Source organism: Sinorhizobium sp. BJ1, assembly GCF_002531555.1.
Taxonomy (GTDB): domain Bacteria; phylum Pseudomonadota; class Alphaproteobacteria; order Rhizobiales; family Rhizobiaceae; genus Sinorhizobium; species Sinorhizobium fredii_B.
The window spans coordinates 304038-317198 of the sequence record NZ_NWTH01000003.1; the positions used below are offsets into that span (position 1 = coordinate 304038).

The window sequence follows — 13161 nt, forward strand, 5'->3', positions numbered from 1 at the left end:
TGTGCGGCTGCCGTTTCTCTGTTTGCCGGCGCGCGGCCGCGTTCCTATATAATCGCCGCAATCGAAAGGGAGTTTTGACGATGGCCGACGCCGGAGCGCGGAGTATGCAGAAGACGGACGCGGAGTGGCGGGCCCAGCTGACACCGGAACAATACCGCGTCACGCGCGAACATGGCACGGAACGCCCCTTCACCGGTCCATTTCTCAACGAGAAGCGACACGGCACCTATAGCTGCGTCTGCTGCGGCCGGGCGCTCTTCCGTTCCGACACGAAATTCGATTCCAGCTGCGGCTGGCCGAGTTATTTCGCTCCGATCGATGCGCACGCGATTGCCGAGTATGTCGATCGATCGCATTTCATGGTGCGGACGGAAATCCGTTGCGCCGAATGCGATGCCCATCTCGGCCATGTCTTCCCCGACGGCCCTCCGCCGACCGGTTTGCGCTACTGCCTGAACGGCACGGCAATGACGTTCGAGGAAGATTGAGAAACGCAGGTCCCTGTTCCGCGGGGAACAGATAACGCGTGACGGCAGGACTATCGAATCGGTGTCGATCTCGGGGCGCTCGGGAAGAGCCTATGCGATACCCGACAGTCTTTGCAAAGGGGCCTTTACGCATCCCGTGAAACGCGCGACTCTCCGAAGGAAAGCGGCAGGTAAGAAACCAAAGGATGCTCTCCGCATGCGCCGCGTCTATTTTGCAATCGCTCTTCTCTTCGGGCCCCTCCTGCCCGCTGCCGCGCAGGACGACTGGCATCCCTATTCCAATCCCCGCTTTGGCTACACGGTCGAGATTCCGCCGGGGTTCGAGATGCACCAGCAGGCCGACAATAACGACGGCGCGAGTTTCCATGCCGACGACAATGGCGCGACGCTGATGGTGTTCGGCACTCACCCTCCCGCCGGCGATTTCGAGACCGACGTCGCCGACCGGATCGGCTACGAGAGAGACGACGATTGGCGAATTCTCTACTCGCGCGTCACGCCCGCTTGGGCGAGCTTCTCCGGTGCTCGTGGCCGGGAGGTCTTCTACACCCGGGCGATCGCGCTCTGCGACGGCAGCGCCGCCTATTTCCGGCTGCAGTATCGCAAATCGAAGCTGACGAGCTTCGACGGCGTCATCTCGCGCATGGCTGCGGCGCTGCGCCCCTCGGACAATTGCCAGGCTCCTGAGTGAGTGGAAGCCTGCCGATCCCCCGATCACGCGGCGGACGCACCGCTGATGCAGCTGAGGACGGCGGAATAGTGCACGGCCGAGCCGGCAACGACGAAGCCGTGCCAGATGGCGTTCTGGAAGCGTAGCCGCTCCCAGACGTGGAAAATGATGCCGACCGAATAGATGAGGCCGCCGACGACGACGAGAACCAAGGTCGTTGCGCTCAGGGCGGCGAACAAGGATTTTGCAGCAAGGACGCCGCCCCAGCCCATGGCCAGGTAGAGAAGGATCGCCAACCGGTCGAATCGTCCTGGTAAAAGACACTTGATCGCGATGCCGAGGAGGGCGACCGCCCACATGCCTATGAGCATCGAAAACAGGAACGGATCGTCCCAGCCGCGCTGGAGAAATGGCGTGTAGGTTGCGGCGATCAGCACGAAGATGGCGGAATGGTCCAGGCGACGCAGCAGCCACTTCGTCCGGCAGACGGGATAGAGATTGTAGAGAAACGAGACCGATAGGGTGAGGACCAGACCCGCACCATAGATCGAGGCGGCGGCAAGCTGTCCAGAGGTGCTCCAGACCGTTGCATAGAAAATCAGGGCTGTGACGCCAACGAGCGCGGCGGAAAGGCCAATGCCGTGGACAATTCCGTCGGCGATCAATTCCGACCGGTCATAGCTCCATTTGACCTCGCTGCTCTCCACGCGGCCCCTCCAGATCCGCATCGCTCCGATGTCAGCAAGGGTCCTGGACCACAATAAGCTGGCTCGAATAACTCGCCCCCCGTGGCCCCTGCCGACGCACGGATACATCGTGCCACAGAGATCTTTGCCGGCAAAGCACCGGATTGGGGCGAAAGGATCAAATTCTGCAACGCATTACAACAATTGGCCTGTCCCCGCCAACGCGGTCACATCAGGTGGGAACGTGTGACCACAGCCCGGCCGAGAGCCCATGCCGCCGCCGCGAAGGGTCGCCTTCATCGCGTGCGGGAAGCAACTTCGGCGGCGCAGGTCTGGCAGAGCGGCGCATGCGGCACCGCGTGCAACCGTTCCTGGGATATGGGGTCCCCGCAACGCGCGCAGATTCCGTAGGTTCCGGCTGCAATCCGGTCGAGCGCCGCATCGATGGCGCGGATCTCGCCCTGGCCTGCCAGGCCGAGTCCTTCCAGCACTTCGTCGTTTTCCCGCTCTGTGACGCGGTCCGGCACGTCGGCATTCATCGGCTGGTCCAGGTCTTCTTCGATCTTCACCAGACGGCCATAGAGTTCGTCTTTGCGGCGCAGAAGCTTTTCGCGGAAATCATCAAGCGCGTATTTGTCCATTGCGGGAGCTCCCTTGGGGTCGCGGCACGGCAAAGCCGTACCGCATTCTTCTTGTTGGTTAGCGATCGACGAGAACGGCGCAGGGGCAGTGGCTGACCACGCGGCTGGCAGTCGAACCGATGAAATAGTCTATCAGCCCCGGACGATGCGACGCGATGATCACCAGGTCCGCGTTCTCTTCCTTGGCGAGCGCGTTGATTGTGCCGGCCGCCCCGCCGGTGCGGATTTCAATCCGGCCTTTGATGCCATGCTTGGTCTTCATCGCCTCCAGCGTCTTGACCGCATGCCTGCGCGATTCCTCGATCATCTCGAGCGGGAAATCGACGATCATATAGCCCTGAGCATAGGCGTTGAGATCCTCGACAACGTTGAGAAGGATGATCTCCCCTCCCTCGTCGATCAGTTTTTCGGCGATGCCGAGAACGGATTCGCCGTGTTCGAGCTGATCCATCGCGATCGGGACGATAATCTTCCTGTACATACAGATACGCTCCTTCCGTTGCATTCCCGGTCGCCGCTGGAGAGCAAGGCGATCCTTTGGACCCGAGGGCGAAACTTTGACCGGAATGCCCTCTTCCGCCCTTTCTCGCCCTCTTGGGCCGAAATTGAGCGGCGACGGCAATTCCGACCATGATCGAAATCAAGTCGGTCACCACTCTCGCGCTTGCACCCTCTAGAATGAGGTAGCGCGACGGCCGCGACCGTCAACGTTCATCGAACACAACATCAAGTAATATAATAGCTTTCCCGAACTCCTTCACGTGCTCATATTGGGCTACAGTTCAGGGTGCCACCGGGAGGTACTATGGGTTCCGGTGGGCGCTCCGAAAGGCGTAGCTCGAGGAATAGACAATGCAATCGCAGCCTGTGACCAACCTCCCTGCAGATCACGCGGCGGCGATGCCCGCCTATATCGAACGGGCACATCTCATCGTTCAGGACCTGCCGATGGTCTCCGCCTGGTATCAAAAGATGCTCGGCCTCGCTCCGCTCGAGAGGAGCGCAAGGGGCGAGATGCTCGGGGTTGCCGGACGGCCCCTGTTGACGCTGACGACGGAAGCGGCCGCGGCAAAGGCGCCGCGCAGCGCACCCGGTCTCTTCCACACGGCATTCCTCGTCCCCGACCGGCAGGAACTTGGACGGTGGCTCGCGCATGCCGCCAACAACGGCGTCCGCCTCCAGGGCGCCTCCGACCACCTCGTCAGCGAAGCGATCTATCTCGCCGACCCGGAGGGCAACGGTATCGAGATCTATCGCGATCGACCGCGCAGCGAATGGCGTTACGAAGCGGACGGCACGGTTGCGATGAACACGTTGCCGCTCGACCTGCAATCGCTCTATGACGAGGCACCGCGAGAGGGCTGGAACGGCCTTGCCGACGGCACCGTGATCGGCCACATCCATCTGCAGGTCTCCGACATACCGCAGGCGGACGCCTTCTTCCGCGACATCCTGGGCCTCGATCTGATGGCGCGCTATCCGGGGGCGAGCTTCTTCGCCTCCGGCAAGTATCACCATCACGTCGCAGCCAATATCTGGAACTCGCGCGGGGCGGCGAAACGCCAGGCCAACATGACGGGGCTCTCCGACTACACGATCCGCTTCAGGGAGGCCGACCAGCTCGCCGCGGCGATCCGGAAGCTCGACGAACTGCACACCCCCGTGCGCGAGGAAGGCGGCATCCACCGCCTCACCGACCCGTGGGGCATCGGCCTCCATCTCGCCGCGCCCACCGCGTGATCTCTATCGCCCATCGTTATCCTTCTCCACGGCACCCGGCGGTGCTTTCCGCTTGATCGCCGCCCGGGCGCTCTCTATCTCATGATCTCCCACCGAAGAGATCCCGGAGAGACCCTTGTCCGTTTTCAACAACCTGCCCGCCGCGCCCGTCGCTCACAAGAAGCCGCTCACGGATACGCGCCACGGCATCAGCCGGACCGATGATTACGCGTGGCTGAGGGCCGACAACTGGCAAGCGATGTTCAAGGATCCCACGATCCTCGATCCGGAGATCCGCCGCCACCTGGAGGCCGAAAACGACTACATGAACGCCGCCATGGCGGACACCAAGGATCTGCAAAAGGCGCTGTTTGCCGAGATGCGCGGCCGTATCAAGGAGGACGATTCCTCCGTGCCGATGAAGGACGGCGCCTTTGCCTACGGAACTTTCTACGTGAAAGGCGGCGAGCATCCGCGTTATTTCCGTATCCCGCGCGATGGAGCCGCCGGCGACGAAACGACCCGCCAAGTGCTGCTCGACGGCGACAAGGAAGCCGGGGGCAAGGCCTACTTCCGCATCGCCGGCCTCGACCATTCGAGCGACCATGCCCGCGGCATCTGGGGCTATGACGACAAGGGATCGGAATATTTCACGCTGAAGGTGCGCGATCTTTCGACGGGCGAGGATCTTTCCGACGTGGTCGAGAACACCGGTGGCGGCGGCGCCTGGGCACCCGACGGCGAGAGCTTCTTCTACACCGTCCTCGACGAGAACCACCGCCCGTCGCGGATTTACCACCACATCGTCGGCAAACCGCAGTCGGAAGATCGGCTCGTCTATGAGGAAGCGGACCCCGGCTTCTTCATGTCGGTCGGCGGGTCGCTGCTCGACGACTTCATCTATATCGACATCCATGATCACGAGACCAGCGAATATCGGCTGCTTTCGACCAGAGACCTGACGGCCGAGCCACAGGTCGTGGCGAAACGCGTGACCGGTCTCGAATATTCCATGACCGAGGGCGGCGAGGTCTTCTACATTCTCACCAATGCCGACGGTGCCAAGGATTTCAAGATCATGGAAGCGCCGGTGGAAGCGCCGCAGAAGGAAAACTGGCGCGAGGTCGTGCCGCACCGGCCGGGCACGCTGATCCTCAGCCACATGGCCTATGCCCGCCACCTTATCTGGCTGCAGCGCCGCGAGGGCCTGCCGGAGATCGTCATTCGCGACCGGAAAACCGGTGAGGAACACGCGATTGCCTTTGCCGAAGAGGCCTATTCGCTCGGACTTTCCGGTGCCGCCGAATACGACACCGACGTCATCCGCTTTTCCTATTCGTCGATGACGACACCCTCGCAGCTCTTCGACTACAACATGGCGACGCGCGAGCGGACGCTCTTGAAGACCCAGGAGGTGCCCTCCGGCCACACTCCGGATGATTACGTGACCCGCCGCGTTTTCGCCCCGGCTCCGGACGGCGCCGCGGTTCCGGTAACGCTCCTCTATCGCAGGGATACGCCACTCGACGGTTCGGCGCCCTGCCTGCTCTACGGCTACGGCGCCTACGGCATCACCATTCCGGCTGGCTTCAACACCAACTGCCTGTCGCTCGTCGACCGCGGCTTCGTTTATGCCATCGCCCATATCCGCGGCGGCAAGGACAAGGGCTTTGAGTGGTACGAAGACGGCAAGATGGCGAAGAAGACCAATACGTTCAGGGACTTCATCGCCGCGGCTGACTATCTGAATCAGCAGAAGTTCACATCCTACGCGAACATCATCGCCGAGGGCGGTTCGGCCGGCGGCATGCTGATGGGGGCGATCGCCAACATGGCGCCGGAGAAATTCCGGGGCATCATCGCTGCCGTCCCCTTCGTCGACGTCCTCAACACCATGCTGGACGACACGCTGCCGCTGACGCCGCCGGAGTGGCCGGAATGGGGCAATCCGATCGAAAGCGCCGAATTCTACAACATCATTGCCGGCTACTCGCCCTACGACAATGTTGAAGCCAAGCCCTATCCGGCAATCCTGGCGCTCGGCGGCTTGACCGATCCGCGTGTCACCTATTGGGAACCGGCGAAATGGGTCGCCAGACTGCGGGAGAGGACGACCGGCAGCGAGCCGATCCTGTTGAAGACCAATATGGATGCCGGACATGGCGGCGCCTCCGGACGCTTCCAGAGGCTGGAGGAAATCGCCTTCGAATATGCCTTCGCCATCAAGGTGGGTGGCAAGATCTAAGAGGTGCACCCGTGCCGGTCTATGTCGCGCTGCTAAGGGCCCTCAATGTCGGCGGCACCGGTACGCTTCCGATGGCGGAGCTGAAGGCCGTCTGCGAAGGTCTCGGCTTCGCCGACGTCAAGACCTACATCCAGAGCGGCAACGTGCTGTTCCGTTCCGAGCTCGCCGAAACCGAAGTTCGGCGCAAACTTGAGGCGGCGCTGGCCGAACGGATGGGCAAGGCGCCAGGCGTCTTGCTGCGCAGCCGGCGCGAGCTCGAGGCGGTCGCGGCAAGGGTGCCGTTTCCGGACGCCAAGCCGAATTTCCTGCTCGTCGCATTCCTTCCGGAGCCACCGGCGGCGGACGCGCTCGACAAACTCGTCGCACCGGATGGCGAAGAAGTGAAGATCGACGGACGGGAGATCTATATCCACTACCCGAATGGATCGGGACGGTCGAAGCTCAAGCTGCCGGCGCTGAAGCCCGGCACGACACGCAATCTCAACACCGTGCGCAAGCTTGCGGACATGGCCGCGGCTCTCGAGGACGAAGGCGCCTGATTGGCCTCACGGCTGGACGGCGGGCTGGAACAGTAGCCGCACGAAACTGCGGAAGACGAGGAGCTGATCGGGCAGGCTCTTCGGCTCCTTCAGCGCTTTCGAAAGCACGATGCCGCCCTCGAGGACGGTCGAGACCATATCGGCAAGTTGATCGGCATCGAGCGCTTCCCGCGGCCGATAGACTTGCATGATGTCACGGAACATGGCGCCGAAGCGGCGCCGCCACATCAGCGCCGCCTGGCGGTTCATCTCCTGGATTTCCCGATCGAAGGCACGCTCCTGGGTGCACATCGTCGCGACCAGACATCCCGGATGACCGTTCGGCAAATCCGAGAGCAATTCTGAAAGCAGCTTCAGGCCGATCAGGAACGCCTGCAGCGGGTCGTCCGCAAGTTCGCGCGCCCGTCCGAAAATTTCGTCATAAATGCGCTCGTCATTTTCGATGTAGCGCTCGAGCAGCGCTTTGGCGAGCTCGTTCTTGTCGCGAAAATGGTAGAAGAACCCGCTCTTGGTGATGCCGGTCTCGACGATCAGTTCGTCGATCGAAGTGCCTCCGAAACCCTTTGCCAGCACCGCGGCTTCGGCGACATCGAGGATCTTCGCGCGCGTTTCCTCGCCCTTTCGCATGATGCACTCCTGTACCGCCGGTAAAGTTTTCGGTTCGGAAAATCAGCGGCGGACCATTCGCCTGGCGCCTGAATCTTACGGCAAGTTCCTGATGTAACATCGCAATGCGGATTATTGGCCCATAGTGTACCGCAAGCCGGCTAGTTTAGCAGATCATAAAACGGCAGAAATTCTTCCGACCTCGCGCTGGAGCGTCCGAAAGGAACAGGAGGAAACGATGGAACATGAAATCGCCAAGTACCGACACGACCTGCCACTCTTACGGGGAGGCACATTCCTCAGCGACGGCGGCATGGAGACGGCGCTGATCTTTCACGAGGGGGCCGAGCTGCCGCATTTCGCCTCCTTCGTTCTGCTTGCCTCGCCGGAGGGCCGCAGGCAGCTGTTGCGCTACTACACGCGCTATCTCGAAATCGCGCGGTGTCACGGCACCGGTTTCGTGCTCGACACCGCCACGTGGCGCGCCAACGCCGACTGGGGCAAGAAACTTGGCTATGACGGCGAGGCGCTCAATCAGGTCAATCGAGACGCGGTCTACCTGCTCACCGAACTGCGCGCGCAATACGAGCGGCCGCAGGCCCCGATGGTCTTCAATGGCGTCATTGGTCCGCGCGGCGATGGCTACAAGGCCGGCCGCATGAATGCCGAGGAAGCGGAGGAGTATCACTCCGCCCAAGTCGCCGCCTTCGCTGACAGCGAAGCAGACATGGTAACGGCGGTCACCATGACGAATGTCCAGGAGGCGATCGGCGTGACACGAGCCGCCAAGCGCCACGGCATGCCCTGCGCCATCTCATTTACCGTCGAGACCGACGGCCGGCTCGTCACTGGCCGCTCGCTGCAGGAGGCGATCGAAACGGTGGACGCGGAAACCGAGGGCTATCCGCACTACTACATGATCAATTGCGCCCATCCGAGCCATTTCGAGAGTAGCCTCGATCAGGATCAGGCCTGGGTGCGGCGGATCGGCGGCATCCGCGCCAACGCCTCGACGAAGAGCCATGCAGAACTCGATGAAAGCGAGACATTGGACATAGGCGACATGAGTGATCTCGCGCGGCGCTATCGCTCGCTCACCGGCCGCTTGCCGAAGCTGCGCGTCCTCGGCGGCTGCTGCGGCACCGACCACCGCCATATCGCGGCAATCTGCGAGGCCTGCCTGCCACCGACTGCGCTCAGTGCCTGATCGCCGGAAAGGTCCTCCCGCCGCAAGGGCGGGTGGATCGCCGCAAATCCCGATCTCGCGAAAAGGGGACCGCTCGTGTAGACTTGCCGGGAAAGGGCGGCTGGTATTTCCTGAGCAATGCCGCTGGAATGTGATGAATTACGTACCGCCGCAATCGGGCTCGGCGACGGCGCCGCTTCCCTTCGACAACAGCTACACGCGATTGCCTGCGAATTTCTACGCCCGGGTCGAGCCGACCTCTGTGGCGGAGCCCTGGCTGATCAAGCTCAACCGGCCGCTCGCCGAAGAGCTGGGCCTCGACATCGCAGCGCTGGAGCGCGATGGCGCGGCGATCTTCTCGGGCAACACGGTTCCGGCCGGCGCAGAGCCACTCGCCATGGCCTATGCCGGGCACCAGTTCGGCACCTTCGTTCCGCAACTCGGCGACGGCCGCGCCATCCTGCTTGGCGAAGTCGTGGACCGCAACGGGAAGCGCCGTGACATCCAGCTCAAGGGAGCCGGCCAGACACCCTACTCGCGCCGCGGCGACGGGCGTGCAGCGCTTGGGCCCGTGTTGCGCGAATATATCGTCAGCGAGGCGATGCATGCGCTTGGCGTACCGACCACCCGCGCGCTTGCCGCAACGGTAACCGGCCAGCCCGTCTACCGGGAGCAGATCCTTCCCGGAGCAGTCTTCACGCGTGTTGCATCCAGCCACATTCGCGTCGGCACGTTCCAGTTCTTCGCCGCGCGCGGCGACATGGACTCGGTCAAGACGCTGGCCGACTACGTGATCGACCGACACTACCCGGAATTGAAAGCGGACGAGAATCCCTATCTAGGCCTCCTCAAGGCGGTGGCGGAGCGGCAGGCGGCGTTGATCGCACGCTGGCTGCACATCGGCTTCATTCACGGCGTGATGAACACCGATAACATGACGATTTCGGGCGAGACGATCGACTTCGGACCCTGTGCCTTCATGGATGCCTACGATCCGAAGAAGGTCTTCAGCTCGATCGATCAGTTCGGCCGCTACGCCTATGCCAACCAGCCGGCCATCGGCCAGTGGAACCTCGCCAGGCTTGCCGAAACGCTCGTGACGCTCTTCGATCCGACGGCGGACGTGGCGGTGAACCTCGCCAATGACGCTCTCGGCGAATACGGAACGATCTTCCAAAATCACTGGCTCGACGGCATGCGCCGCAAGATCGGCCTTTCGACCGCGGAAGACGGGGACCTGGAGCTGGTACAAGGATTGCTGGCGCTGATGCATAAGGGGGGAGCGGATTTCACCCTCGCGTTCCGAGCGCTTGCTTCGTCCGCGGAAAATGCAGGCGGCGATGTCGAGTTTGCCAAGCTTTTCCAGGAACCCGAGGCGCTGTCGCCCTGGCTCGAGGACTGGCGCCGCCGGCTCGAGCGCGAAGCCCGCCAGCCGGCCGAACGTGCGGCAGCCATGCGCGCCGTCAACCCGGCCTTCATTCCACGCAATCATCGTGTGGAACAGGCGATCGAAGCGGCGATCGAAAACGCAGATTTCTCGCTCTTCGAAGCACTTCTGGACGTGACCTCGAGGCCCTATGAGGACCAACCGGGACATGCCGCCTATGCGGCACCGCCGCAACCTGGCGAAGAGGTGCTGCAAACCTTCTGCGGCACCTGACGAGCCGGAGCCTCGCTTCGGCCGCCGCCGTGGATCGAAGCCGATCCGAGAGCGAAAACCTCAGCAAATCAAAGCGCTACCCGTTTCCTTTGTGCTTCCGAAAAGACGCGCCGAACCGGAGCGTGCGCCATTGAAAGGCACGTGTAGCGCGTTACCTTCGCAATCGAGGCGCTGAATGCCGCGGCTCGATGCGCATAGTTCAGACGGAGGTTGGCGGCGGGAATTTCGCAGCCGTTCTTCGCCTCCCGTTGCAGCCCGTCCGGGCCTGCCCGCAAGAACCGGCATGCCGTCTTCAACTCGGGGAGTTCGCATTCATGCTCATTGTCCTGACCGCCCTTCTCTTCGCACTGATCGGTCTTGCGCTCGGTGCGGGAGGGACGAGGCTCGTCCTGCTCGGCGGCAGTCCATACTATCTCATCACCGGACTAAGCTTCCTGCTCACGGCGTTGCTGCTCTATCGCAAGAGCGCCGCGGCGATCTGGGTCTATACGCTGATCGTCCTCGGCTCGCTCGCCTGGGCCGTTTGGGAAGTGGGGTTCGACTGGTGGCAGCTCGGTCCGCGCGGCGGCGTGATCATCCTGCTCGGGCTTTGGCTGCTGACCCCGTGGATCCGGCAACCGCTCGGTTTCCTCAGCCCATCAGGCGAACGCTACAGCGCCAGCGCCTGGCCGCTTGGGCTTGCCAGCCTGATCGCGGTCGGTGTCGCGCCCTACTCGATGACGCAGGACATTCATGACATTCGCGGCGACCTACCGACCGACATCGTCACGGCCAATCCCGATCTCGGCGGCAATGTGCCGGCCGGCGAATGGCATCACTACGGCCGCACGCTGTTCGGCCAGCGCTATTCGCCGCTCGCCCAGATCCATCGGGAAAACGTCGCGACACTCAAGGTCGCCTGGCAATACCAGACAGGAGACGTGAAGCTGCCGGAGGATATCGGCGAGACCACCTATCAGGTGACGCCCCTGAAGGTGAAGGACACCCTCTATCTCTGCACGCCGCATAATTGGGCGATCGCGCTCGATGCCGCGACCGGCAGGCAGAAGTGGAAGTATGATTCGAATTCCGGGCTGAACCCGGACCGCCAGCACCAGACCTGCCGCGGCGTCACCTATTGGGCCGATCCGGCGGCGGCTGCGGGCAGCCCTTGCGCCGAGCGCATCTACCTGCCGACCTCGGACGCCCGCCTGATCGCGCTCGATGCCGTAAATGGCACGGTCTGCACCGACTTTGCCGACCAAGGCGCTCTGCACCTCGAACAGGGCATGCGGTACAATCCCGCCGGCTATTACTATTCGACGTCGCCACCGGTCGCCGTCGCTGGCAAGATCATCGTCGGCGGTGCCGTCAACGACAATTATTCGACGCAGGAACAGTCCGGCGTCATTCGTGCCTTTGATATCAACACGGGGGCGCTCCTCTGGAACTGGGACAGCGGCAATCCCGAGCAGACGGCTCCGCTGCCGCCGGGCCAGTTCTATACGACGAATTCGCCGAACAGCTGGTCGGTTTCCTCGGTCGACGAGGGTCTGGGGCTTATCTATATCCCGCTCGGCAACCAGGTGCCCGACCAGCTCGGCACGGGGCGCAGCGAGCATGTGGAAAAGTACTCTTCCTCGATCGTCGCGCTCGACATCAATACGGGCGCGGTGCGCTGGGTCAGGCAGACTGTACACCACGATCTCTGGGACATGGACGTGCCGGCGCAGCCGGCCCTGCTCGACATCACCAAGCAAGACGGAAGCGTCGTGCCGGCGCTGGTCGGCCCGACCAAGCAGGGCGACGTCTATGTGCTCGATCGCCGCAGCGGGGAACCGATCATTCCGGTCGAGGAGGTGCCCGCCCCCGGCGGCGCCATCGCGGAGGATTTCACCGCCCCGACCCAGCCGGTCTCCGGCCTCACCTTCATGCCGCCGCCGCTTAGGGAGCGCGACATGTGGGGGATTACCATGTTCGACCAGCTTGCCTGCCGGATCGAGTTCCTCTCGTTGAAGTATGAGGGCCGCTATACGCCGCCTTCGCTCGAAGGAACGCTCGTCTATCCCGGCAATTTCGGCACTTTCAACTGGGGCTCGGTCGCCGTCGACCCGGAGCGCCAGGTGATGTTCGGAATGCCCACCTATCTCGCCTTCACCTCGCGGCTTGTCCCACGCGAGGAGATCCCGCCGAAGGGCGAAGGCGAAAAGGGCAGCGAGCAAGGTCTGAACCGCAACGAGGGGGCGCCCTATGGCGTCTATATGGGTCCTTTCCTCGGCCCCTTGCGGATTCCCTGCCAGGCGCCGCCCTGGGGCTATGTCGCGGGCGCCGATCTCAGGACCGGCAAGATCGCCTACAAGCACAAGAACGGCACGGTCTACGACATGACGCCGCTGCCGCTTCCCTTCCGGCTCGGGGTGCCAGGTATCGGCGGACCGATCGTCACCAAGGGCGGCGTCGCTTTCCTCGGCGCAACGGTCGACAATTTCCTGAGAGCCTATGACGTCACCACCGGCGACCAGCTCTGGGAGGCGCGGCTTCCGGCCGGCGGCCAAGCGACCCCGATGACCTACATGGTCGGCGACAGGCAATATCTACTGATGGTCGCCGGCGGGCACGGCTCGGTCGGCACTAAGCCGGGCGATTATGTGATTGCCTATACGCTGCCCTGATGGACGTCGGCTGCTCGGCGGGGAATGCGGCGGCCTTGTGCTCGACAGCCTTCGTTCCGGGCGGCGCGAA

At 62.9% G+C, this 13161-nt stretch carries 12 protein-coding genes; 8 read left to right on the forward strand and 4 right to left on the reverse strand.

The annotated features are described in order from the left end of the window. Window positions 1–80 precede the first annotated feature (80 nt). Complete coding sequence (msrB, locus tag CO676_RS04815; RefSeq protein WP_097519791.1) at window positions 81–488, forward strand: peptide-methionine (R)-S-oxide reductase MsrB; 408 nt, start codon at window positions 81–83, stop codon at window positions 486–488. 196 nt (window positions 489–684) lie between these two features. After that, entirely contained in the window at window positions 685–1179 is a 495-nt protein-coding gene (locus CO676_RS04820) for a hypothetical protein (protein ID WP_014761504.1), read from the forward strand. 23 nt (window positions 1180–1202) lie between these two features. On the opposite strand, the gene CO676_RS04825 is transcribed toward CO676_RS04820, so the two are convergent. From CO676_RS04825 to CO676_RS04835, 3 genes are all read right to left on the reverse strand, one after another. Next, on the reverse strand, window positions 1203–1865 hold the full coding sequence (locus CO676_RS04825) for a hemolysin III family protein (protein ID WP_041413888.1): 663 nt from the start codon (window positions 1863–1865) through the stop codon (window positions 1203–1205). Window positions 1866–2140: 275 nt separating this feature from the next. Next, entirely contained in the window at window positions 2141–2485 is a 345-nt protein-coding gene (locus CO676_RS04830) for a TraR/DksA family transcriptional regulator (RefSeq protein WP_014761502.1), read from the reverse strand. A 58-nt stretch (window positions 2486–2543) separates the two neighbouring features. Then, window positions 2544–2966, reverse strand: coding sequence for a universal stress protein (locus CO676_RS04835; RefSeq protein ID WP_014761501.1), 423 nt, complete (start codon window positions 2964–2966; stop codon window positions 2544–2546). A gap of 371 nt (window positions 2967–3337) precedes the next feature. Between CO676_RS04835 and CO676_RS04840 the strand changes: the two genes are divergently transcribed. From CO676_RS04840 to CO676_RS04850, 3 genes are all read left to right on the forward strand, one after another. Beyond that, window positions 3338–4225, forward strand: coding sequence for a VOC family protein (locus tag CO676_RS04840; RefSeq protein ID WP_097519792.1), 888 nt, complete (start codon window positions 3338–3340; stop codon window positions 4223–4225). Window positions 4226–4340: 115 nt separating this feature from the next. Continuing rightward, on the forward strand, window positions 4341–6449 hold the full coding sequence (locus CO676_RS04845) for a S9 family peptidase (protein WP_014761499.1): 2109 nt from the start codon (window positions 4341–4343) through the stop codon (window positions 6447–6449). 11 nt (window positions 6450–6460) lie between these two features. Beyond that, window positions 6461–6988 carry a DUF1697 domain-containing protein gene (locus CO676_RS04850; protein WP_014761498.1) on the forward strand — a complete coding sequence of 176 codons (528 nt, stop codon included), beginning with the start codon at window positions 6461–6463 and terminating at the stop codon, window positions 6986–6988. Between the two features lie 6 nt (window positions 6989–6994). On the opposite strand, the gene CO676_RS04855 is transcribed toward CO676_RS04850, so the two are convergent. Next, entirely contained in the window at window positions 6995–7615 is a 621-nt protein-coding gene (locus tag CO676_RS04855) for a TetR/AcrR family transcriptional regulator (RefSeq protein ID WP_014761497.1), read from the reverse strand. Window positions 7616–7844: 229 nt separating this feature from the next. On the opposite strand from CO676_RS04855, the gene CO676_RS04860 reads away from it, so the two are divergent. The 3 genes from CO676_RS04860 to CO676_RS04870 all read left to right on the forward strand — a co-directional run bounded on the left by CO676_RS04860 (window position 7845) and on the right by CO676_RS04870 (window position 13091). Further along, on the forward strand, window positions 7845–8801 hold the full coding sequence (locus tag CO676_RS04860; RefSeq protein ID WP_041414932.1) for a homocysteine S-methyltransferase family protein: 957 nt from the start codon (window positions 7845–7847) through the stop codon (window positions 8799–8801). Window positions 8802–8934: 133 nt separating this feature from the next. Then, complete coding sequence (locus tag CO676_RS04865) at window positions 8935–10440, forward strand: protein adenylyltransferase SelO (RefSeq protein WP_097519793.1); 1506 nt, start codon at window positions 8935–8937, stop codon at window positions 10438–10440. 314 nt (window positions 10441–10754) lie between these two features. Next, window positions 10755–13091: a glucose/quinate/shikimate family membrane-bound PQQ-dependent dehydrogenase gene (locus CO676_RS04870; protein WP_097519945.1), complete on the forward strand. Its 2337-nt coding sequence runs from the start codon at window positions 10755–10757 to the stop codon at window positions 13089–13091. Window positions 13092–13161: the final 70 nt, after the last annotated feature.

What these genes read in the sequence shown, in the direction of transcription:
- msrB (WP_097519791.1), top strand. Translation starts at nt 81, where the DNA reads ATGGCCGACGCCGGAGCGCGGAGTATGCAGAAGACGGACGCGGAGTGG.
- CO676_RS04820 (WP_014761504.1), top strand. Translation starts at nt 685, where the DNA reads ATGCGCCGCGTCTATTTTGCAATCGCTCTTCTCTTCGGGCCCCTCCTG.
- CO676_RS04830 (WP_014761502.1), bottom strand. Translation starts at nt 2,485, where the DNA reads ATGGACAAATACGCGCTTGATGATTTCCGCGAAAAGCTTCTGCGCCGC.
- CO676_RS04835 (WP_014761501.1), bottom strand. Translation starts at nt 2,966, where the DNA reads ATGTACAGGAAGATTATCGTCCCGATCGCGATGGATCAGCTCGAACAC.
- CO676_RS04840 (WP_097519792.1), top strand. Translation starts at nt 3,338, where the DNA reads ATGCAATCGCAGCCTGTGACCAACCTCCCTGCAGATCACGCGGCGGCG.
- CO676_RS04855 (WP_014761497.1), bottom strand. Translation starts at nt 7,615, where the DNA reads ATGCGAAAGGGCGAGGAAACGCGCGCGAAGATCCTCGATGTCGCCGAA.
- CO676_RS04865 (WP_097519793.1), top strand. Translation starts at nt 8,935, where the DNA reads ATGAATTACGTACCGCCGCAATCGGGCTCGGCGACGGCGCCGCTTCCC.
- CO676_RS04870 (WP_097519945.1), top strand. Translation starts at nt 10,755, where the DNA reads ATGCTCATTGTCCTGACCGCCCTTCTCTTCGCACTGATCGGTCTTGCG.